Source organism: Bizionia gelidisalsuginis, assembly GCF_008086185.1.
GTDB lineage: Bacteria > Bacteroidota > Bacteroidia > Flavobacteriales > Flavobacteriaceae > Bizionia > Bizionia saleffrena.
Window position 1 is genome coordinate 20,823 of sequence record NZ_VSKN01000008.1, and the last position, 23,937, is coordinate 44,759.

Annotated in this window: 21 protein-coding genes; 11 read left to right on the top strand and 10 right to left on the bottom strand. The window is 35.4% G+C overall.

Annotated elements, in window-relative coordinates; translation table 11 throughout:
- Position 1 precedes the first annotated feature (1 nt).
- Positions 2-547, top strand: coding sequence for a DUF2911 domain-containing protein (locus ES677_RS07530; protein WP_148369955.1), 546 nt, complete (start codon positions 2-4; stop codon positions 545-547).
- A 68-nt stretch (positions 548-615) separates the two neighbouring features.
- On the opposite strand, the gene ES677_RS07535 is transcribed toward ES677_RS07530, so the two are convergent.
- Positions 616-1,245 (bottom strand): 7-carboxy-7-deazaguanine synthase QueE, encoded by a 630-nt coding sequence (locus tag ES677_RS07535; RefSeq protein WP_148380930.1) that lies wholly within the window; start codon positions 1,243-1,245, stop codon positions 616-618.
- 105 nt (positions 1,246-1,350) lie between these two features.
- On the opposite strand from ES677_RS07535, the gene ES677_RS07540 reads away from it, so the two are divergent.
- The 6 genes from ES677_RS07540 (at position 1,351) to ES677_RS07565 (ending at position 6,479) form a co-directional block, all read left to right on the top strand.
- On the top strand, positions 1,351-2,862 hold the full coding sequence (locus ES677_RS07540; protein WP_148369956.1) for a helicase HerA-like domain-containing protein: 1,512 nt from the start codon (positions 1,351-1,353) through the stop codon (positions 2,860-2,862).
- Between the two features lie 29 nt (positions 2,863-2,891).
- Positions 2,892-3,449: a hypothetical protein gene (locus ES677_RS07545; protein ID WP_148369957.1), complete on the top strand. Its 558-nt coding sequence runs from the start codon at positions 2,892-2,894 to the stop codon at positions 3,447-3,449.
- A 63-nt stretch (positions 3,450-3,512) separates the two neighbouring features.
- The gene (locus ES677_RS07550) at positions 3,513-4,484 is read left to right on the top strand and encodes a YitT family protein (protein ID WP_148380931.1); all 972 of its coding nucleotides are present in this window, start codon (positions 3,513-3,515) and stop codon (positions 4,482-4,484) included.
- A complete protein-coding gene (locus ES677_RS07555; protein WP_148369959.1) occupies positions 4,484-4,852 on the top strand; it encodes a cupin domain-containing protein in 369 nt (122 codons plus the stop codon). The genes ES677_RS07550 and ES677_RS07555 overlap by 1 nt, the downstream gene beginning before the upstream one ends.
- A gap of 4 nt (positions 4,853-4,856) precedes the next feature.
- A complete protein-coding gene (locus ES677_RS07560; protein ID WP_148369960.1) occupies positions 4,857-5,684 on the top strand; it encodes an alpha/beta fold hydrolase in 828 nt (275 codons plus the stop codon).
- Positions 5,685-5,705: 21 nt separating this feature from the next.
- Entirely contained in the window at positions 5,706-6,479 is a 774-nt protein-coding gene (locus ES677_RS07565) for a pseudouridine synthase (RefSeq protein ID WP_148369961.1), read from the top strand.
- 357 nt (positions 6,480-6,836) lie between these two features.
- Here the strand turns inward: ES677_RS07565 and ES677_RS15280 are convergent, their stop codons facing one another.
- The 4 genes from ES677_RS15280 to ES677_RS07580 form a co-directional block, all read right to left on the bottom strand.
- A complete protein-coding gene (locus ES677_RS15280; protein ID WP_449374892.1) occupies positions 6,837-7,076 on the bottom strand; it encodes a TMEM164 family acyltransferase in 240 nt (79 codons plus the stop codon).
- A 245-nt stretch (positions 7,077-7,321) separates the two neighbouring features.
- Entirely contained in the window at positions 7,322-8,203 is an 882-nt protein-coding gene (locus ES677_RS07570) for a bifunctional 5,10-methylenetetrahydrofolate dehydrogenase/5,10-methenyltetrahydrofolate cyclohydrolase (protein ID WP_148380932.1), read from the bottom strand.
- A gap of 137 nt (positions 8,204-8,340) precedes the next feature.
- A complete protein-coding gene (ffh, locus tag ES677_RS07575; RefSeq protein WP_148369963.1) occupies positions 8,341-9,669 on the bottom strand; it encodes a signal recognition particle protein in 1,329 nt (442 codons plus the stop codon).
- A 320-nt stretch (positions 9,670-9,989) separates the two neighbouring features.
- Entirely contained in the window at positions 9,990-11,666 is a 1,677-nt protein-coding gene (locus ES677_RS07580) for a hypothetical protein (protein WP_148380933.1), read from the bottom strand.
- Positions 11,667-11,805: 139 nt separating this feature from the next.
- On the opposite strand from ES677_RS07580, the gene ES677_RS07585 reads away from it, so the two are divergent.
- Genes ES677_RS07585 through ES677_RS07600 form a run of 4 tightly spaced genes read left to right on the top strand, consistent with a single transcriptional unit; the run spans position 11,806 to position 16,793 of the window.
- Positions 11,806-12,321, top strand: a complete 516-nt coding sequence (locus ES677_RS07585) for an RNA polymerase sigma factor (protein ID WP_148380934.1) — start codon at positions 11,806-11,808, stop codon at positions 12,319-12,321.
- A 57-nt stretch (positions 12,322-12,378) separates the two neighbouring features.
- Positions 12,379-13,281 carry a FecR family protein gene (locus ES677_RS07590; RefSeq protein WP_148380935.1) on the top strand — a complete coding sequence of 301 codons (903 nt, stop codon included), beginning with the start codon at positions 12,379-12,381 and terminating at the stop codon, positions 13,279-13,281.
- Positions 13,274-15,565 carry a TonB-dependent receptor plug domain-containing protein gene (locus ES677_RS07595; RefSeq protein WP_148380936.1) on the top strand — a complete coding sequence of 764 codons (2,292 nt, stop codon included), beginning with the start codon at positions 13,274-13,276 and terminating at the stop codon, positions 15,563-15,565. Before ES677_RS07590 ends, ES677_RS07595 begins: the two co-directional genes overlap by 8 nt.
- A 58-nt stretch (positions 15,566-15,623) precedes the next feature.
- Positions 15,624-16,793: a M28 family peptidase gene (locus ES677_RS07600; protein WP_148369968.1), complete on the top strand. Its 1,170-nt coding sequence runs from the start codon at positions 15,624-15,626 to the stop codon at positions 16,791-16,793.
- Here the strand turns inward: ES677_RS07600 and ES677_RS07605 are convergent.
- The 5 genes from ES677_RS07605 to carA all read right to left on the bottom strand — a co-directional run bounded on the left by ES677_RS07605 (position 16,790) and on the right by carA (position 23,922).
- Positions 16,790-17,704: a dimethylarginine dimethylaminohydrolase family protein gene (locus tag ES677_RS07605; RefSeq protein WP_148369969.1), complete on the bottom strand. Its 915-nt coding sequence runs from the start codon at positions 17,702-17,704 to the stop codon at positions 16,790-16,792. The genes ES677_RS07600 and ES677_RS07605 overlap by 4 nt on opposite strands.
- Before the next feature lie 67 nt (positions 17,705-17,771).
- Positions 17,772-19,058, bottom strand: a complete 1,287-nt coding sequence (locus ES677_RS07610) for a citrate synthase (RefSeq protein ID WP_148369970.1) — start codon at positions 19,056-19,058, stop codon at positions 17,772-17,774.
- A 180-nt stretch (positions 19,059-19,238) separates the two neighbouring features.
- A complete protein-coding gene (locus ES677_RS07615; protein ID WP_148380937.1) occupies positions 19,239-21,101 on the bottom strand; it encodes a T9SS type A sorting domain-containing protein in 1,863 nt (620 codons plus the stop codon).
- A 281-nt stretch (positions 21,102-21,382) separates the two neighbouring features.
- A complete protein-coding gene (gene eno / locus ES677_RS07620; RefSeq protein ID WP_148369972.1) occupies positions 21,383-22,675 on the bottom strand; it encodes a phosphopyruvate hydratase in 1,293 nt (430 codons plus the stop codon).
- A gap of 143 nt (positions 22,676-22,818) precedes the next feature.
- Entirely contained in the window at positions 22,819-23,922 is a 1,104-nt protein-coding gene (carA, locus tag ES677_RS07625; protein ID WP_148380938.1) for a glutamine-hydrolyzing carbamoyl-phosphate synthase small subunit, read from the bottom strand.
- Positions 23,923-23,937 lie beyond the last annotated feature (15 nt).

Sequence of the window (23,937 nt, forward strand, 5' to 3'; positions counted from 1 at the left end):
TATGAAAAAAACAACTTTTATCGCCACTTGCGCTTTAGCGTTTACCACTTTACTTAGCGTTAATGTTACCGCTCAAGATTTTCCAGAATTAGACAAAAGTCCAATGGACGTAGCCGCGTTTCCAACAAGTTATAAGGACGCCAACAAATTAGTAAAAATCACTTACAGTCGTCCGCAATTAAAAGACCGTGAAGTCTCTAAATTAGCACCAATGGACAAAGTATGGCGAGTTGGCGCTAACGAAGCCGCAGAAATTTCATTTTACAAAGAGATAAAATTAGGAAAAACAACTATTAAACCAGGAACCTACACGTTTTACTTAATTCCAGGAGAAAAAGAATGGACAGCCATTATAAATGCAGATGTTAATGTTTGGGGAAGCTACTTTTATAACGAAGCTAACGATGTTGCGCGTTTAACTGTTCCTGTAAAAAAAGGTGACGCTGTTGTAGAAGCATTTTCTATTGTTTTCGACGAGAACAAAGAAAACGTGAATATGCATATTGGATGGGGAAACACAAGACTTGTTGTTCCTTTTACCAAATAGATTACAAAGTAGTTGCGCTTATTAAGCGCATAAAAAAACCTTCAGAAATGAAGGTTTTTTTTGTTCTATTAGGGTATATTTAAATACTTGTGTGTTTGTAGTGAGACTTTCCACTTTGGATGTTTCATCACATAGTTCACTATTTCTGGAATCATTTTATCACTTTTACTCCATTCTGGTTGCATATATAAAATACAATCCTTTCCTACTTTTGCTGCCTGCTCTTCGGCAAACTTAAAATCGTCTTTATTATAAATAATGGTTTTCAACTCGTTAGCAACATCGTAAACACCTTGCGTTGGTAACTTCATTTTTTTAGGTGATAAACACACCCAATCCCATTCTCCTGTTAATTGGTAAGCACCAGACGTCTCAATATGCACTTGCATTCCTTGCGCTTTTAACTGTGTTGTAAGCGCTGTCATATCCCACATTAAGGGTTCACCACCCGTAACTACAATGGTGTCGCTATACTTTTTAGCGTTTGCAACAATATCTTTTGTTGCTGTTGGTGGATGCAATTCTGCATTCCAACTTTCTTTAACGTCACACCAATGGCAACCCACATCACAACCGCCTAATCGTATAAAGTACGCTGCTGTTCCTTTGTGAAATCCTTCACCTTGAATCGTGTAAAACTCCTCCATTAATGGGAGCATTTCACCTTTGTTTACTAAATCTTTTACCGCTTCCGTCATAGCGGCCAAAGATAGTATATTTAGATCTTTTTGCTGTTAATATTTTCTTGTTTTCCAAATCGTTTCATCTAAGATTACTATTTTTACACAAACAAATTAAATAGTATGAGTAAACGCGACGAATTCTTTAATCATATTACCGAAGGAAACAAAACTCAAGGCGATTTTATAACTTTAGGATCGGCTATGCTAGACGGTGAAACGGTAACTAACGCTTATGTTAAGATTCCTTTAAAAACAATGAATCGTCATGGCTTAATTGCTGGAGCTACCGGAACCGGAAAAACAAAAACGCTACAGGTTTTAGCTGAAAATTTAAGCGACAAAGGAATTCCTGTCCTTTTAATGGATATTAAAGGTGACCTAAGCGGATTAGCAAAACCAAGTCCCGGACACGAAAAAATTGATGAACGCCACGAAAAAATTGGTATTCCGTTTGATGCTAAAGGATTTCCTATTGAATTGATGACGCTTTCGGAACAAAACGGGGTAAGACTTCGCGCTACTATTAGTGAATTTGGTCCTGTTTTACTCTCTCGTATTTTGGAATTAACAGACACCCAATCGGGCATTGTATCGGTAATTTTTAAATATTGCGACGATAACAAACTCCCTTTATTAGATTTAAAAGATTTTAAAAAAATTCTTCACTACTGTACTCAAGATGGTAAAGCTGAATTTCAAGAAGAATACGGTCGTATTTCTACTGCTTCAACCGGTGCTATTTTAAGAAAACTAATCGAAATAGAACAGCAAGGTGGCGATCTCTTCTTCGGAGAGAAAAGTTTTGAAGTTGAAGATTTAATGCGAACCACTCGCGATGGTAAAGGCTACATTAACATTATAAGATTAACAGACATTCAAGATAAACCGAAGCTTTTTTCGACATTTATGTTGAGTTTATTAGCTGAAATCTATGAAACGCTACCCGAACAAGGCGACTCTGAAAAACCAGAATTAGTATTGTTTATAGACGAGGCGCATTTAATTTTTAATGAAGCCTCTAAAGCACTTCTTAATCAAATAGAAAGTATTGTAAAATTAATTCGCAGTAAAGGCGTGGGTATTTATTTTGTTACGCAAAACCCAACCGACGTTCCTGAAGGTGTTTTAAGTCAGTTAGGCTTAAAAGTCCAACACGCTTTAAGAGCTTTTACTGCCAAAGATCGAAAAGCTATAAAATTAACGGCCCAGAATTATCCTGATACCGATTATTACGACACCGCGGCGATTTTAACGGCCTTAGGAACTGGTGAAGCTCTAGTTTCTGCATTGGATGAAAAAGGCCGACCAACGCCATTGGCGGCAACGATGATGCGTGCTCCAATGAGTAGAATGGATATTTTAACGGATAAAGAACTACAAGTCGTTATCGACGATTCTAAATTGGCTTTAAAATATAACGATACAATAGACCGCGAAAGTGCTTACGAAATATTAAATAAAAAAATTGAAGCTGCAGAAGCGGTAAAAGCGAAACTCGATAAAGAAGCCGATAGCCAGAAAAAGACGCGCACCTCATCTCATCGTAGCACCCCACAAAACCCCTTAATAAAAGTATTAACCAGCGCGACTTTTATACGAAGCGTGTTTGGTATTATAAAGAAAGTATTGTAGTTAACCCCTAAATAATTAAGAATAATATAATGAAGAAACTATTTTTTACCCTTACTATCGCTAGCCTACTTTTTACTTCTTGCGAGAAAGAAGTAAATCCGTTTTTAATTTCTAGTCAGAATATTGGTTTGTTAACCGATTCTACTCAAATTAACGATTTAAAAACCATTTTCGCTGCCGACTCCATAGCTAATTTCACATCTACAGATGCCTATTTAAAAAACGGAAACGATATAGAAGTTTTCGAGAAAGGCGGAAAAAAATTGCTAGAGCTATCACCTAATCATTTGATAGATTCAACGGCTACTATTGAAACTATAAAAATTATCGATCCGCGTTACAAAACGGAAAAAGGCATTAGTACCGAAAGTACTTTTGGAGATATTAAAGCAAACTATAAAATTTCTAGTATTCAAAACACCATTAGTAATGTAGTAATTTTTGTAAACGAAAATAACACGTTCTTTACAATCGACAAAAAGGAATTGCCTTCAGATCTTCAATTTAAAGTATCACAAAAAATTGTAGCTAATAATATTCCTGATACCGCAAAAATTAAATACTTTATGGTAGGTTGGAACGATTAATTTCTGCCACTACGGATTAAAACATTTCATCACTATTCAACCTTATAAGAAGCGACATAATATATGATTCCATTTATAAAAAAAGTACTCACAAAAATTGCTAATAAACGCATAAAAAGTAGCGGTGTTCTTATTGACGACCAGAAAAATGAAGTCGGTTCTATTGTTAGAAATTTAGAAATTGAATTGTCTCACGGTCTTAAGGAAACACTATATATGGTTATTGGTGTTATTTCTGCAGGGTTTGGTTTAAAAGGCTTTTTATTACCTAATAATTTTATAGATGGTGGTGTTACCGGGATGTCGCTATTAATACAAAATATGACGGGTATTTCATTGAGTATTTTACTTATTGTCGTAAACATTCCTTTTCTAGCTTTAGCAATGCAAACTATTAGTGTGAAATTTGCTCTAAAAAGTGTCGTGGCTATTACTTTACTAGCTTTAGTGGTACATTTTGTGGACTATCCAATAGTAACCGAAGACAAACTACTTATTTCTATTTTTGGAGGCTTTTTTCTAGGTTTCGGTATTGGTATGGCTATGAGAGGCGGCAGTGTTATTGACGGTACCGAGGTTTTAGCTATTTATTTAAGTCGAAAATTATCGTTAACTATTGGGGATGTTTTACTGCTTATAAATATCTTAATTTTCTCGGTAGGTGCTTATATCTTATCGGTAGAAACTGCGCTATATGCAATCCTAACGTATTTATCTGCCGCAAAAACTATAGATTATGTTATAGATGGTGTTGAAGAATACATTGGTGTTACCATTATTTCAAAACAGCACGAAGACATTCGTTTAATGCTCACCGAAAAAATGCGCCGGGCGTGTACTATATATGCTGGTAAAGGCGGTTATAAAACGGGTAAAGATGAGTATAATAAACCCATTATATTTATCATTATTACACGTTTAGAACTTGCCCGATTTGAAACTGAAATAGACAAAATAGATCAAGATGCCTTTATAATAATGAATGTTGTTAAAGATTTAAAAGGCGGAATGATTAAAAGAAAACCTTTAAAATAATGAGCACTAAAAAATATAAAATACAGAATTCTCCTTTTGTTGTACCCACCACAGATGGCAAATTAATTGAAGAGCATTTCGGGCAAGCGACCGATGGAAACCAAGACATAAGTATTGCGCATATGGTGGCACCTGCCAATTGGGAAGAGCCTTTTCAAACGCCAGAATTCGATGAGTATACTTATATTATAAAAGGTAAAAAACAATTTATTATAGACGACGAGATTATTGTTCTCGAAGCTGGGCAATCTATTAAAATAGAGAAAAACACGCGTGTGCAATATTCGAACCCGTTTACTATTGCTTGCGACTATCTGTCGGTTTGCACCCCTGCGTTTTCTATAGACAAAGTACATAGAGAAGACTAAATATATGTCTAAAACACTTATTAAAATAATAGGTAACGCGCTAAATGCTGCTAGCTACGCGTCGCAAAACTATGCCACTAGCAAAGCTTGGAGCCTATTTATAACGCCCAGAAAAGGGCGTGTTAAAGATACACAACAGCCCTTTTTAAATACTGCGGTACAGCAAACCATAACGCACGATGCTTTAAAGATTGCCACGTACCATTGGCAAGGAAGTAAAAAGACTATTTTGCTCGTTCACGGTTGGGAAAGTAATACGCACCGTTGGGAAAAACTAATTACAGAACTTCAGGCGTTAGATTACAACATTGTGGCTTTAGACGCTCCAGCACACGGTAAAACGTCTGGCAAACATTTTAATGCTATTTTATATGCAGAGTGTATTCATAAAGTGACCACTATTTACCATCCCGAAATTATAATCGGCCATTCGGTAGGTGGTATGGCTTCAGTATTTTATCAATATCAGCATCAAAATAAAGCCGTTGAAAAACTAATTCTTTTAGGCGCTCCTTCAGAATTTACTGGCGTTTTCGAGCGCTATGTTGCTATGTTAGGTTATAACAAACGTATTGAAAAAGGTTTAAATGATCGCGTATTTTCAACATTCAATAAAACACCAGATTACTTTTCGTTAGCGCAGTTTGTTAAAGAAATATCTACGGATACACTTTTAATTCACGATAAAAACGATCAAATAATTCCGTATAGTGATGCTAAACTCATTATTAAAAATCTAGAAAAAGGCCGTTTAATTACCACTGAAGGATTTGGCCATAGCCTCCGAAAAAAAGAAATTAATAGTCATATTATAAAATTTATAACCCATTAAACTTTATTGTAGCTTTGCACTATGGAAGAAAAATTAACAAGACTGAATAAATACCTAAGTGAAGTTGGCTATTGCTCGCGCCGAGAAGGAGATAAACTTATCGCTGCAGGCCGCGTTACCATAAATGGAGAAGTGCCAGAAATGGGTACAAAAGTAAAAGAAAGTGATGTTGTAGAAGTGGATGGCAAAGCCGTTACAGAACGCAAAGACGACTACGTTTATCTTGCCTTTAATAAGCCCGTAGGCATTGTTTGCACAACAGACACCACTGTTGAAAAAGATAATATTATTGAGTACATAAATTACCCAAAACGTATATTTCCTATTGGCCGTTTAGATAAACCGAGTGAAGGTTTAATTTTTATGACGGACGATGGCGATATCGTAAATAAAATTTTAAGAGGAAGCAACAACCACGATAAGGAATATATAGTGAGTGTAGACAAGACTATTTCGCAAACGTTTATAAAGCGTATGGCTGGTGGTATCCCTCTAGAAGATTTAGGCAAAACGACAAAACCTTGTGTAGTACGACAAATAGATTCGACGACGTTTAGCATTATTCTTACTCAAGGTTTGAACCGACAGATTCGTAGAATGTGCGAATATTTAACTTATGAAGTAGTCGCATTAAAGCGGGTTAGAATTATGAATATTAAGTTGGACATCCCCGTCGGAGAATATCGCGAGTTCACTAAAGACGAATTTAAAACACTTAATATGTTATTAGAGAATTCTGATAAAGAATACAATGCTAAAGTTAAAAACGGCATTCCTACGAAGAGTAGACGTTAATTGGAAGTTGGCAACTTAGAGCGGACTTTTTAATTTAATAGATGCAGTGGTATTTTATTAAATTATAGTTGTTCCGCTCTTCACCTAATACCTTTTAAACCTTCAAGCTCAAGACTTTTTTCTATCGATAAGATAAAACGGAAGATAGATCAGTAAAAAATACGGAGTTAGAAAGACCTCAACAACAATAATATATTGCGGCCTATCGACTAAATAATCTAAAGCTGATGCGTAGTTAGTTTTCGGTTTAAGTAGGAATAATTCGATCCTAAAAGAGAGTTTACAATCAGCATTACAGCCATTTAAACTTGCAACACCAAAAAAGATTTGAAGACACTTTTAATGCTCGATCGCATATTAAAAACGACGGTGCCATATAGCCATAATAGTAAAAAGCACTAAATACGCAGTCCAAGATCTAAAAAAGTTAAAAACTGGAAACTCTGCGGGGATATCCGGCGTTATAATCGCTTGAGAGGTTCCTGCAATCACCCAAAACAGCAATATCTCGTACATCCAGTAGGTTCTATAATACGTGAATTCTACGCTTATTAAGTCTAGAAAACGACATAGTAATAGCGGTAAATCGGTAGTAATTTAATCGGTGGTTAGCGCTAAGTAAGAGTGGTAGCAATAATGGCTAACTAAAGTAACAAGCACTCCTAAAAGTTTAAAGACACGTGTTTGTATTTCCTGGGACATCGTTATAACCCGTTTTATGAGTACAATGGTAAAAACAGCCGCAATGCGTATAGGCAAAAATGCTTATAACTCCCAATTTTTACCGATGATAAAATATTGAAAAGAGTTATAAGCATTTTATAATACTACGGTTGTCTTAGTTATCTCGCTAAGTGACGTTCTCTTGCCAATAGCGTATTTTTAAGCAACATTGCAATCGTCATAGGTCCTACTCCACCGGGAACTGGCGTAATAAAACTCGCTTTTTTACTCACGTTTTCGAAATCGACATCTCCTGTAATTACATATCCTTTTGGAGACGACTCATCGGCAACTCTTGTTATTCCAACATCGATAATAACGGCATCTTCTTTCACCATTTCGGCTTTTAAGAAGTTTGGTACACCTAAAGCTGAGATTATAATATCTGCTTGGGAGGTAATTTGCGTTATATTTTTTGTGTGGCTATGTGTTAATGTTACTGTTGAGTTTCCAGGAAATCCTTTACGCCCCATTAAAATACTCATTGGTCGTCCTACAATATGCGAACGGCCAATAACGACAGTATGTTTTCCTTTTGTAGACACGTTGTAACGGTCTAACAATTCTAAAATACCAAATGGTGTTGCAGGAATAAATGTAGACATGTCTAGTGCCATTTTACCAAAGTTCATTGGGTGAAAACCATCGACATCTTTATCTGGGTTTACAGCCATTAATACTTTTTGAGTATCAATTTGTGGAGGTAAGGGCAATTGAATGATAAAGCCATCGATATTGTCATCATTATTTAACTCTTCAATTCTATCTAATAATTCAATTTCGCTAGTTGTGTTAGATAAACGCACCATTGTAGATTCGAAACCTACACGCTCGCAAGCGCGCACTTTACTTCCTACGTAAGTTAAACTGGCTCCATCGTTACCAACAATAATGGCGGCTAGATGGGGAACTTTCTCTCCATTAGCTTTCATTTTTTTTACTTCCTCGGCAATTTCATCTTTAATGTCGTTGCTTACTTTTTTACCATCTAATATTGTCATTGCTTTGTCTTGTTGCGGTATTGTTATAAAGCGCGATTGCTGTAGCTTTACTTTTAAATATCAGTTTTCATTTTCACCGTTCTTATGTTTAAGATCGGTTGGGTTTCAATTAATAATAAAATAAAAAACAAGAAGGGTTATTTCATGTTTTTCATTGCTTGCATCATACGTTTACCGCCTCCGCCTTGCATCATTTTCATCATTTTACTCATCTGCTCGAATTGCTTCAGGAGTTGGTTTACTTGTGTCACCGACGTTCCTGAACCTTTACCGATTCGCTTTTTACGACTGGCATTTATTACCGAAGGGCTTGTTCTTTCTTCTATTGTCATCGAGTGGATAATCGCTTCAATATGTTTAAAGGCATCATCATCGATATCGATATCTTTCATCATTTTTCCAGCACCAGGAATCATTCCAACAAGGTCTTTCATATTCCCCATTTTCTTGATTTGCTGAATTTGCTTTAGGAAATCGTCGAAACCAAACTGATTCTTTGCAATTTTCTTTTGCAAATTTCTCGCTTCATCTTCATCAAATTGGTCTTGTGCTCTTTCTACTAAAGACACAACATCTCCCATTCCAAGAATACGATCGGCCATACGCGCTGGATAGAATACATCTATCGCTTCCATTTTCTCTCCAGTACCAATAAACTTAATAGGCTTATTAACTACAGATTTAATGGAAATCGCTGCTCCACCACGTGTGTCACCATCTAATTTGGTTAGGATAACCCCGTCGAAATTTAAAACATCGTTAAATGCTTTTGCTGTATTTACAGCATCTTGACCTGTCATTGAATCGACAACAAACAACGTTTCTTGTGGCTCAATAGCTTTGTGAATGTTCGAAATTTCGGTCATCATCGCTTCATCTACAGCCAAGCGACCTGCGGTATCGATAATAACAACGTTATGCCCGTTTGCCTTTGCGTGTGCAATACCAGCTTGCGCAATGGCCACAGGATCGTTATTTCCTTTATCACTAAACACCTCTATATTTAATTGCTCTCCTACAATATGTAATTGATCGATCGCCGCCGGACGATACACATCACAGGCTACCAATAAAGGGTTCTTTGTTTTTTTATTTTTTAAGTAATTGGCTAACTTACCAGAAAAGGTTGTTTTACCAGACCCTTGTAAACCAGACATTAAAATAACTGTTGGTGTTCCAGTCAAGTTTAGTTCTGCGGCATCACCACCCATTAATTCTGTTAATTCGTCTTTAACGATTTTAACCATTAATTGCCCTGGCTGTAACGTGGTTAACACATTTTGCCCCAATGCTTTTGTCTTTACTCTAGTCGTAAATTCTTTAGCAATTTTAAAGTTAACATCGGCGTCTAATAAGGCACGACGTACTTCTTTTAAAGTCTCGGCAACATTAACTTCTGTTATGCTTCCGTGGCCTTTTAATACGTGTAACGCTTTATCTAACTTATCACTTAAATTATTGAACATAGTTTATTGTCTTTTTAAGAGTTGCAAAAATAAGAATTTGATGTGTCTTTTTAAAGTTTAACTACTATTTAATTAACGCAAAAAAAAAGAGCTGTTATGGCAACAACTCTTTTTCCTACTAAAAAAACTAAATCTACTCTTGTATTTCTTTTTAAATCTAAAGGTTTACCACACTAACACACTCTATAGACTGTGTTAAAGTAATCATTTTGAATGCTTTTATTACCCTAAAAGCATATACAATTCGCTCTCTTTTAAGAATTATTGTATCTGTTTTGCATCCTTTTCAATAGACAAAACACACAAAACGAGTGTTTATTTTAATTACAATCACGTTCCATCACCATTGTATTATCTCCCATTGTCATTTCTAAACGTTCTGTATCGCAATCTATAATATGCCATATACCTGTAATGGCTTGAATATTTGGACCACTTACATTATCGAATTCTAAATACACTCCATTTGCATCTTGCGTCACGGTGTAAGTTGTCGTTAATGTTTCACCATTTCCGGTAATTACTAGGGTATTATTTATTTGAAATTCTAAGTCATAAATTATTAAATCGTCACTACCATTAAAATTTACAACATTCCAATCGCATTCTTGTAAGTAATTAGTAAGATCGGTTTCGGAACACGTGGTAGGATTGCAGTTTTCTAGAATTAGTTCAAGTTCAAAAATTTCAAATTGATATGGATTATTAACTAATTCTACTCGTACGTATAATGTTGTTGGGTTTGTCATATTTGTATACGGAGATGTTATCGCGTATGCACCTATTTCTGCATCTACTAATGTTTCGTGATAGGTAATATAAAATTCACCGTTTGGATTGCAATTGGCATAAGCCGCGTCTAAATCGAATTGCGCAAAACCATCATTGTCATCGTCGCAACCTATTAATTCTTCATTAAAGCTCTCAAAACAACCAAACGTTTCAGGGCTACAATCGCGCTCTAAAATTAAAGTGTCTTGATTTTGTGCTAGCTCTAAATCATCATCATCGCACTCTACAATTTGCCACTCCCCTAACATAAGCTCTATAACGCTCGCACTAATATTACTAAATGTAATCACTAAACCTTCGTTCGTTTCTGAGACTTCCCAGTTACCATCAACATAATTGCCATTATCTGATATTAAAACTGAACCATCACTGTTAAATTCGAAAGTAAACACACTTAAATCGTCGTTACCGGTATAACTAGCAACACTCCAAATACATTCTACAATATTTCCATTAATGGTTTCTATAGCGCAATCGTCGTCTTCATTCATTTCATCATCGTCGCAAGTATCGCCGGCAGCTTCAATAACGGCTTCTAATTCCACGTTATTATTTACTTCAATTGTAGAACCATCGCTTAAAATTAAAGTGACAGGAAAATTAAGACTCGCTAAAATACCACCATCTAAATCTTCAATAAAATTATATAACGCTTCATCATCTTGAATGGTTACCGTCTCGGTGACTTGAAAATTAGAATTGTAGACAGAGAACACAATGGGATACTGAAAATCGACACATTCAATAGCGTCATCAAGTTCTTCATCATTTAAACATTCATCCACCAACACCTCTAACTCTGATTGATTTGTGATTTCGAATGTGGTATAATCATTTAAAATAATCGTTATAGGAAACTGGATTTCTAGAGAATCATCGTCATCGCTAAATTCTTCAAAAATATTTATGATAATTTCATAATCATCTTCAGAATTCACAACAAACACAGACCCATTAATTTCAATAGTGACTGGCAATGCTATTGCAAAGCAACTTGCGTTATCGATAATATCGTCTAATGAACCATTTAAAGAGGATACACTAGACAGTAAGTTAGACAAATTAGAATTTGCACCGATGGTGTCTTGATTATTTGGGAGTGTTACCTCTACTATTTCATCTTGGCAAGACGTGACTATAAACAAGGCCAAGATTGGCAGTATAAAAAGTTTTTTAAAGAATTGTAAATGACTTTGTGGTTTCATACTTAATTATTTTTTTAGGTTAAATTCCAGAAGCCCTTTTAACTTCCTTACTTTTATTAAACAATTTAGTTCTTAAAAGTCCTACCTTGACTTTTTAAAAATAATGTTGCTACTTTGTATGCGATAGCATAACAACTATATGAGTAAAAACCTTCAAAAAGATATTTGCAACGAAACGCTTTTTAATTCTATTTTTAAAAAGCACGCAAAAAGTTTACACGATTTTCTGTACTATAAATTTGGCGCACACCTAAACCCTAAAGATAAAACGCAAGACGCTTTTATTAAACTATGGGAGAATTGCGCTAAAGTAACTCCCGACAAGGCTAAAAGTTATGTTTTTACTATTGGTAATAATTTAATGCTAAATGAAACCAAGCATCAGAAAGTGGTTTTAAAATACCAGCAAACCAAACCACAATCTTATACCAACGAAACCCCGGAATATATTATGGAAGGCAACGAGTATATGGAGAAATTACAGCGTGCTATCTCTAATTTAACCGAAGCCCAACGTACCGCTTTTTTACTAAATAGAGTTGAAGGTAAACGCCACAAGGAGATTGCAGCACTTCTCGAGATTAGCACAAAAGCGGTAGAAAAACGAATTTATGGCGCCTTAAAAAAACTTCGAGAAGATCTCGATACTATTTAGAGTGTACAAAAGGTAGGAATTATTAACTGTTAATTGTTATATAGTTGAATACACATTATGAAAAAAGAAGACTTAATATTAAAATGGTTAGATAATAACCTTAGCCCGACAGAGCTTGAAGCGTTTAAAAACCTTGAAGATTATGAGGATCTAGTGACGTTATCTCAAGCGATAATGCGCTTTAAAACCGAAGATTATAATAGCGATGACGCATTAGCCGATTTGCAAGAAAAATTAAAGGCAAAACAACAGACGAAGCAAAAAAGGAACTGGATGAAACCAATATTACGTATCGCTGCCGTTTTAGCGATTGGTTTTGGAACTTTTTATTATACCGCTACTCAAGACACTAATTTTGAAACTTTAGCAGCTCAAAAAAACACTATAACATTACCCGACGCCTCTACAGTTACTTTAAATTCATTATCTTCAATACGTTTTAATACAAAGAATTGGAACGGTAATCGTGAAATAAAACTAAACGGTGAGGGGTATTTTAAAGTAGCCAAAGGCGCAACTTTTAGTGTACAAACGAAACACGGTATTGTGACTGTTTTAGGCACGCAGTTTAGTGTAAAAGAGCGCGACTCTAATTTTGAAGTGGTGTGCTACGAAGGTTCTGTAAGTGTAAATTATAACTCAGATTCGATAATTTTAAAACCCACTGAAAGCTTTGTTGTTATAGATGGAGAACGTAAAGCAACTGAAATTGTTTCGATTGGAAGTCCGTTATGGCTTGCAAACGAAAGCACTTTTAAAAGTATGCCGCTTCGTTATGTTATTGCAGAGTTTGAAAGACAATACAACGTAACAGTAAATACTAAAGACATAAATACTACACAATTATTCACAGGAAGTTTTACGCACGAGAATATAAATGTAGCTTTACAAGCAATAACGCTACCTTTACATTTAACATTTAAAAAAGACAGCGACGTTATACTGCTTAGTAGTGAGTAATAAGAGAACACTTACTTTTTTATTTTTCTTATTTGTTTTTAATGTTTGTAATATATTTTCGCAAACCATTACAGACGATAGGCACCCGCTTGTTTCCGTTTTAGAAATTATACAAGAGCGTTATACTATTCGTTTTTCTTATGCTGATATCACCATAGCGAACAAAACAAGTGTTCTTCCAGCTAAAAATTTAGAATTAAACGACGTTTTAAATCGGTTAGAAAGAGATTGTCACTTAGAGTTTAGCGTTCTTAATTCGCGCTTTATTGTGATACAACCTGCAAAAAAGAATGTTACGGATATTCAAAAATTAGATGAAGTCTACCTCTCCGATTACTTAACCTCTGGAATCTCAAAAACGAAAGCTGGAGGCATTGCCATTCGAACCAAAAAATTCGGAATTCTTCCCGGATTAATAGAACCCGACATCTTACAAACCGTACAAGCGCTACCAGGTGTTTTAAGCACCGACGAATCGGTGTCTAATTTAAACGTTCGCGGTGGTACTCACGACCAAAACCTTATTTTATGGGACGGGATTAAAATGTACCAATCGGGACATTTTTTTGGTTTAATATCGAGTTTTACTCCCAACTTAACACGAAAAGTAGAGGTCTCTAAAAACGGAACTAGCGCGCAATTTGGTGATGCGGTTTCTAGTACGATTGCTATGGAATTGGATTCTCAATTAAATAATGAAGCGTCGGGAGGTTTAGGATTAAATCTAATTAATTTTAGCGGTTTTGGTAAAGTACCTATTACTGATAAATTAGAAATGCAAGTCTCGGCCCGCCGCTCGATAACCGATGTCTTTGAAACCGCTACTTATTCTAATTATTTTGAGCGTGTATTTCAGGATACCGATATTACGAATAGTGAAAACACCATTAAAAACGATGCCTTTTATTTTTATGATGTTAATTCCAAACTTATTTATAAGCCTTCAAAAAAAGATCAAATAAGTCTTAGTGCAACCACAACTTTCAATGCGTTACGTTATATTGAAAGCCCTACAGGAACGAGCACTAATATTTCAAGTGGTATTGAGCAGCGTAATCAAGCAGTTGGCATTACCTATCGCCGAGATTGGAATTCTAAATTTTCGACAGAAGCACAAGCGTATGTTACCCATTATAAATTGGATGCGCGAAATTTTAAAATTGAAAACAACCAGCAACTACAACAACAAAATGAGGTGTTAGAAACGAATCTTAAATTGAATACTGAGTTTTATGTGAACCCAAATTTAATTTGGCTTAATGGAATTCAAGTGTTCGAAATTGGTGTTTCAAATGGAGAAGCAACGAACAACCCTCCTTTTAAAAGTCGTCTAAAGAAGATAGCGATAAGTACATCAGGGTATAGCGAAGCCATTTGGAGCTCAACTTCCAATAAAACATTTATAAAAGCTGGCTTGCGCGCTAATAAATATTCTATTTCCAACCAGATACACATTGAACCACGATTAAGTTTTAGTCAGAAGTTTTTAAAATATTTTAAACTCGAAGTATTAGGCGAATATAAAAGTCAAATTACGTCGCAAGTTATCGATAGGCAAAACGATTTTTTAGGAATCGAAAAAAGGCGATGGGTATTAGCTAATAACACTACAATCCCTACCTTAAAGAGTAAACAAGCGTCTTTGGGATTACAATACAAAGCCAATAAATTATTGGTCAGTGCGGAGTTTTACGCCAAAAACGTAAACGGTATAACAACGAGAAGTCAGGGCATGCAAAACCAATATCAATTTGTAAATGCTATTGGAAGTTACCGCGTAAACGGCATAGATTTCTTAATAAATAAACAATTTACAAACTTTAGTATGTGGTTAAGCTACTCGTTAAGCGCTAACGATTATACCTTTGAAACCTTAAACGATGGTGCAACTTTCCCAAACACTACAGATATTACTAATGCTTTAACATTTGCCAACACGTATACCATAAACAACCTAAAATTAGCACTTGGTTTTAATTGGCATACAGGAAATATTACGACAGCTCCTGTGGTTGGAAATGAAGTGTTTGACGGCAACATAAATTATGAATCACCAAACAGCAGACATCTAAAAGATTATTTTAGAACAGATTTTTCGGCGACTTTCAATTTTAAATTTACCGAAACCACAAAAGCCGATATCGGTGTTTCTATTTGGAACCTTTTCAATACCAAAAATAATCTGAACACCTATTATTCTATAGAACCAGATGATTCGATATTAAAAATTGAAAAAAGATCGTTGGGAATAACGCCAAACGTTAGTTTTAAATTAACTTTTTAATAGGTTTAGAGTCCGTAATAAATTAATATCTTCACCGTAATAAATCCTATTAGTTATAATGAATCGCGCTTTACTCCTATTTTATTTCTGTATTTTACTGTATACCACTAAGGCAATATCACAAACCTACAATCCGTTTTATGGCGATATTGTGAACACGGTTTCTGCCTCTAACATCGTAACAGACTTAACCACATTCGAAAATTTCGGCATTAAAACAAATGGATCTACCGCTATAAATAATGCCAAAAATTGGATTGTTTCGCGTTATCAATCTTTGGGTTATACGGACATTGTTGAGCAACCTTTCACTTATTCAGGTAATACAACAAATAATATTATCGTGACAAAAACGGGGAGTGTTTACCCTAACACCTTTATAATAATCGATGCGCATTACGACACCTTAAATGGTCCAGGAACTAACGATAATGGAAGTGGTACGGTTTTACTTTTAGAAATGGCCCGTCTTTTACACAATATAAATACCGAATATTCAATAAAATTTATTCATTTTAGTGGTGAAGAAGCAGGATTAATTGGCAGCAATTATTATGTAAACAATACCGCTATTCCGGAGAATTTAGATATTTCTTTAGTTTTTAATATCGATCAAGTGGGTGGCGTTAATGGCGCACTAAATGACACACTAATTTGCGAGTATGATGCTAGCAATCCTACAGAAAACAATGCAGAGTCCCTTACAAAAACAAATAGTCTTGCCAATTGTATAAGTTTATATTCTAATTTAAGCACCGAATTATCGTACGCTTACGGCTCTGATTATGTGCCTTTTGAAAATGCCGGGAAAGTAATTACTGGATTGTACGAAAAGAATGAAACGCCGTACTCGCATACTGCAAATGATGTATTAGCAAACATGGACCCTAATTATGTGTTTGAAGTTACCAAAGGAAGTCTAGGTGCTGCACTAGAGTTTGCTGTTGGAATAAGCACATTAAGTACTCAAGAAGTTCTCCCTAGCCAAAAAAAAAACATTAAAATCTACCCCAACCCTTCAAAAGGACTAGTAACCGTATCATCTAATTTTAAAAGCATGACTTATTATACGGTATTTATTTCTGATATTTTAGGTAAAAAGGTATACGAAAAAGCCCTTAATAAACAGACTCAAACCTTAGATTTAAGCCGCTTAAAAAAGGGCGTTTATATACTTACTTTTAAAAATAAAACCGAAGTAGTTTCAAAAAAGTTAATTCTAAATTAATCTCTAATTAAAGGCATTGTACTACAACGTAACAAGCCTTCTTGTTTCGCTATTTCGGCGTAAGGTACTTCTTCAACAGTAAATCCTTTCTCTCTTAACCAAGTGTTTAAACGCGTAAAGTTTTGTTCTGAAATGATAACATCTTCAGAAATGGAGAAAATATTACTATTCATGTTATACATTTCATCTTTAGAAATAACAAAACAATTATCCTTTCCGAAGAAATCTAACAACCAATTAAACTCAGTTTCATCTCTAAATCCTTCTTTATGAAGTATCGCTTTATCTTTTCCAATAGGTTGGAAACAACAGTCTAAATGTAATGCATTATCGCGAGCTTGAGTTTGGGATTTCACTAAATCAAAACTTTTTACTTTTTTATTCGGAAAAGATTCGGCTATAAAATCGACTCCTGCTTTATTAGTTCTAGCTACGATATAATTGGAGTAATCTTCACCACGATAGGTTCCAATAAAGATATAATCATTCCATAACATAACATCACCACCTTCAATATGCGCTTCCTCTGGAGGTCGAATAACCTTTTTAGGATCTATTTTATCTATTATGTGCTGTATAGCATCAAGTTCTTTTTCTCTTTCGGGTAAAATGTTTGCTTTTACCAAAACATCGTCGATTACAAAGGCAATATCTCTTGTAAAAATCTGGTTATAATCCTCAATTAATTCTGGTCTGTAGACTTTTACATCATACGTATTTAAAACAGCGGCCACGGCCTCCATTTCCGTGACCATATCTTTCTCTATAGGATATGTTCCCGCTTTAATATGCTCTAACGATTTTGGGTCGTAAGCATCCTCTATTTTGGGCGTTTCACCGCAACTTTTAGCCGTTCCTAAAATAACTGCTCTTAACCGAGAGGTTTCGTTTTTAACGTTTAGTTTCAACATAATTTAAGATATAAAAAAGCTCCATAAGAATTAATTATGAAGCTTTGTGTATTGTGTTTCTATATAATTAGCGATTATCGATAGCTTTAAAATCTCTGTGATTTTCACCGATATATACTTGTCTTGGTCTTCCAATTGGTTCTTTACGTAAACGCATTTCTCTCCATTGTGCAATCCATCCTGGTAAACGTCCTAATGCGAACATTACTGTAAACATTTCGGTTGGGATATCCATTGCTCTGTAAATAATTCCAGAGTAGAAATCGACGTTTGGATATAATTTACGTTTTACAAAGTAATCGTCTTGTAGCGCTTCTTTTTCTAAACCTTTAGCAACATCCAAAATAGGATCTTCCATTCCTAAATCTTCCAACAATTCATCAGCCGCTACTTTAATGATTTTTGCTCTTGGATCGAAGTTTTTATAAACTCTATGTCCGAAGCCCATTAAACGGAAAGGATCTTCTTTATCCTTCGCTTTCGCCATATATTTTTTAGTATCTCCACCATCTTCTTTAATCGCTTCTAGCATTTCTAAAACAGCTTGGTTTGCACCACCGTGAAGTGGGCCCCAAAGTGCAGAAATACCAGCAGATAATGAAGTGAACAACCCGGCGTGAGAAGATCCTACAATTCTAACCGTAGATGTAGAACAGTTTTGTTCGTGATCTGCATGTAAAATTAATAGTTTATCTAAAGCGTTTATTAAAACAGGGTTTTGCTTGTACTCTTCGTTAGGTTTCTTGAACATCATTTTAAGAACGTTTTCAACATAACCTAAAGAACGATCACCGTAATCTAATGGCAATCCTTTTTTCTTACGCATTGTCCAAGCTACTAACACAGGAAATTTTCCTAATATTTTTACAATAGCTCTATACATATCGTCTTCCGACTCTATATTTACAGACGATGGATTAAATGCGGTTAAAGCACTGGTTAGAGAAGCTAAAACGCCCATTGGATGCGCCGTTTTTGGAAACGCATCTATTATTTTTTTAATGTCGTCGTCTACAACAGACTCATCTTTAATGTCATTATGAAATTTCTCTAATTGCTCTTGCGTAGGTAATTCGCCAAAAATTAAAAGATAAGCGACTTCTAAGAAATCTGCTTTTTCTGCTAATTCCTCTATTGAGTATCCTCTGTATCGTAAAATACCCTCTTCTCCATTTAGAAAAGTAATCGCACTCTCACAAGCTCCTGTGTTTTTATAACCTGGATCTATTGTAGTAACACCTCCTGTTACTGCTCTTAGAGTTTTTATATCTATTGCGATTTCTTTTTCAGTTCCTTCTATTAAAGGAAATTCGTGCTTTTGGCCATTAATTTCTAACGTAGCAGTTTTTGACATATTTACTTTTTGTTTTACTTGTTTTTGCGGAATGCTAAATTACAAAAAACCACTCGGTTTAGGAAATGCATTAACAAAGGTTTTAACAATTATGATATCACTAAAATTTATAATAATATAATACGAATGCTATTTTAATTACATTCATTCAATAACACCGTTTATATATAAAATAAAAGTTTACTTTGTAATAATTATTTTCTTATCTATTACCGTGGAATGCGCCGTTATTCGTACAATATAAACACCACCTTCTAAAATCGAAGTACTAACCTTTAATTTTTGTTCTGAAATATTATAAGTCTGTTCAAAAACCATTCGCCCTCGAATATCGAATAATTGCACTTTTGGATTTTTTAAAATTTTAGTAAAAGATATATCGAATTGGCCGTTATTCGGGTTAGGATATACAGAAAATATAGACTTATCGAAAGTATTGATAGCTAAAGTATTTAATAATATTTCTATTTCTAGGCGCTCACTTTCACATTCGCCATCTGGCATTTTACTCACATAAAAAGTACCATCTGTTAGTGAGGTTGAGATAGAAATAAAGTTTCCTCCCGTTAAGGTATCATACCATTGCAAATTGTCTCCATTAATAATAACGTCTGCAAATGTTGGATTTGTAGCACTTGAGAAAGACTGTGGAGAAGCTCCTGTTGGCAACGTTGAAATAGTATTTACCGTGAATACAACAGTCGAACTATTCGCACAATTACCGTTGGTGGTGTAAGTAATGCTATACGAATTGGTACCACTTGCTGAGACATCAACACTACCTGTAGTTGCATCAATCACTAATCCGGAAGGGGAACTTGTAAACGTTCCGCCAGCTAAACCTGTTACCGTTGGCACTGCATCTGAATCTGAGGTACAGAATGTTGATGCCGAATAACTAAAACTCGCATCATCTAAACTGTTTACCGTGAATGCAACAGTCGAATTATTCGCACAATTGCCGTTGGTATTGTAAGTAATGGTATACGAATTGGTGCCACTTGCTGAGACATCAACACTACCTGTAGTTGCATCAATCACTAATCCGGAAGGGGAACTTGTAAACGTTCCGCCAGCTAAACCTGTTACCGTTGGCACTGCATCTGAATCTGAGGTACAGAATGTAGATGCCGAATAACTGAAACTCGCATCATCTAAACTGTTTACCGTTAGTGACACCGTCGAACTATTTATACAATTACCGTTTGTTATATACGTAATGGAATACGTATTAGTAGTGCTTGATGACAAATCAACGCTACCTGTAGTCGCATCAATAACTAATCCTGAAGGGGAACTTGTAAACGTTCCGCCAGCTAAGCCTGTTACCGTTGGCACTGGATCTGAGTCTGTTTCGCAGAATGCCGACGCGGAGTAACTAAAACTTGCATCGTCTGCACTATTTACCGCTAAAGAAACAGTTGCGCTGTTTACACAATCACCGGTGGTGGTGTAAGTAATGGCATACGTGTTGGGGGCACTTGCTGACACATCAACACTACCTGTATTAGCTTCAATTATTAGTCCTACAGGAGAACTTGTAAACGTTCCGCCAGCTAACCCGTTAATCGTTGGTGAAGGATCGTAAGCTGTATTACAGAATGTGGACCCTGAATAACTGAAACTCGCATCATCATCTGCTAATAATGTGACTAGAACCTCGAGTCTAGTATCACTTTCATCTCCACCCACTGTTTGGGTTGCAAAATAACTTGTATTATCCAATAAACTTGTTCCAAGAGGTAGTGTGTTTCCTAAAGAATTAGCATCGTACCATTGAATATTATTACCGTCTACAATAACATCACTAAGTGTGGGTAAGGCGGAAGAGCAAAAGGACTGATTAGCATCTCCCGTTGGCGCCAAAGCACTTATAATAATCACCGTTAGGGCAGAGGGCTGCACGTCCGAAATAGCACGTTTTTTGGATTCATTATTCTTTGCCAATTCTGATTTTTGCTGAACTTTCAAAATGTCATTATTTTGTGCGAAGAGCGGCATAACTATAACAGATAGTATTGCAAGAAGTAATTTTATTTTCATAGTAGATTTTTTAGGTTTAGGGGCGTTAATTAATTCTAAACTGAATAGGGGCTAGCTTAACAAAAATACTATTCTTTTCAAATAAGAGATGTGTTTTTCGTTATTTCTTCAGATTAAACGTATTGTTTTGACGATTAAAAGCGTTATCACGCAATAGAACTACGTTTAACGACTATTTATTCAATCCAACGATTACACTTCTCACTACAAAAAACGGACTAAACCACCTTGATAAAGGTCATTTAGTCCGTTTGTAGTTATATAAAAAGGTAAACTTACATCTAGAAAGCCACTTTAAACGCTTTTTCTCTTGGGTAATACGCAATGCTACCTAATTCCTCTTCAATACGTAATAGCTGATTGTATTTAGCCATACGATCACTTCGCGACGCAGAACCTGTTTTTATTTGTCCGCAATTTAAGGCTACTGCTAAGTCAGCAATAGTATTATCTTCCGTTTCACCAGAGCGGTGAGACATAACAGAGGTATACCCTGCATTATGTGCCAAATTTACAGCCGCTATCGTTTCTGTTAGTGTTCCTATTTGGTTCACTTTAATTAAAATAGAATTGGCAATATTTTCAGTAATTCCTTTGGATAGTCTTTCAACATTAGTAACAAATAAATCGTCACCAACCAATTGCACTTTATCTCCAATTTTTTCTGTTAAGTATTTCCATCCTTCCCAATCGTTTTCATCCATTCCATCTTCAATAGAAAGGATCGGATATTTTGCTGCTAATTCAGCTAGATAATCCGCCTGCTCTGTACTCGTTCTAATTTTCCCAGACTCCCCTTCAAATTTAGTGTAATCGTATTTTCCGTTTACATAAAATTCTGCAGCAGCACAATCTAAAGCAATCATTACATCTTCACCTAAAGTATATCCTGCATTATTAACAGCGACCGCAATGGTGTCTAAAGCATCTTCAGTACCTTCTAATGTTGGTGCAAACCCACCTTCGTCGCCTACAGCAGTACTTAGATTACGGCCGTGTAACACCGCTTTTAAATGATGAAAAATTTCAGTTCCCATTTGTAAGCTATGTGAAAAGTTTTTCGCTTTTACCGGCATTACCATAAACTCCTGAAATGCAATTGGAGCATCACTATGTGAACCCCCATTTATAATATTCATCATAGGAACCGGTAATGTGTTAGCGCTAACTCCACCAACATATCTATACAATGGCATACCAAGTTCGGCAGCGGCAGCTTTAGCCACGGCTAAAGACACTCCTAATATGGCATTGGCACCTAATTTTGATTTATTAGGTGTACCATCGATTTCACACATTAAGGTATCTATATAGTTTTGTTCGAAAACATTTACGCCCAGAAGTTCTTCGGCTAAAATAGTATTAACGTTTTCTACAGCATTTAAAACACCTTTTCCCATAAAGTCTTTCCCGCCATCTCTAAGCTCCACTGCTTCGTGTTCTCCAGTAGATGCTCCAGAAGGCACTGCTGCTCTACCGAAGTATCCGTTTTCTGTTTCTACATCGACTTCTACTGTTGGGTTCCCTCTTGAATCAAAAATTTGTCTTGCGTGGACGTTAATTATAATACTCATAATATATGTTTAAGTTGGTCTTGTGTTCAAATTTACTGTTTAATTTCAAGCTAAAAATAGTTATTAGTAAAGAAATACAAAAAACTATCTCGCTTTTATTAAAGTAAAAAGGACAATGAAATTATATTCATTGTCCTTTACATTTATTTAGATTTTATGTTTTCTATAAATTGATCGAATAGATAATTAGCATCATTTGGCCCTGGACTAGCTTCCGGGTGGTATTGCACCGAGAATACATTTTTAGATTTCATTTTAATACCTGCAACAGTATTATCATTTAAATGAATGTGTGTAATCTCGATATCCGAATGTGCCTCAGCTTCTTCTCTGCTAATAGCGAAACCATGATTTTGAGAGGTGATTTCTCCCTTCCCTGTCACTAAATTTTTTACTGGGTGATTAATCCCGCGATGGCCATTATGCATTTTATAAGTAGTAATTCCATTGGCTAAAGCAATAATTTGATGCCCTAAACAAATTCCGAAAAGCGGTAAATTTCTACTGATTATTTCTTTTGCTAATTCTTGTGCTTCCACCAAAGGCTCTGGATCTCCAGGGCCGTTAGATAAGAAATAGCCATCAGGATTCCAGCTACTCATTTCTTCGAAAGAAGCATTGTAAGGATACACTTTTATATAGGCATCTCTTTTAGCAAAATTAATTAGAATGGATTTCTTTATACCGATATCTAAAGCGGCTATTTTAATTGAAGCGTTTTCATCTCCTATAAAATAGGGTTCTTTAGTCGATACTTTTGATGCTAATTCAAGACCATTCATATCTGGAGTATCGGCTAAAAGCGTCTTTAATCCTTCGATATTATCGACGTCTGTAGAAATAACAGCATTCATTGCACCGTTATCTCTAATGTAGCTTACCAACGCTCTTGTATCGACATCTGAAATGGCTAACAAATTGTTTTCATTTAGGAAGTCTTCTAATGAGCCTGTTGCGATATCTCTTGAATAATCGTAACTAAAGTTTTTACAAATTAAACCAGCGATTTTTATAGAATCTGATTCTACATCGTTTTTAGTAACACCATAGTTACCAATATGTGCATTGGTAGTTACACATAGCTGACCGAAGTAAGACGGATCCGTAAAAATTTCTTGATATCCTGTCATGCCGGTATTAAAACATACTTCACCAACAGCGCTACCCTCTCTACCTACAGCTTTACCATGAAAAATAGTGCCATCTGCGAGTAAGACAATTGCTTTTTTAAGTTTTTGATATTTCATTGATTCCAAAAGTTT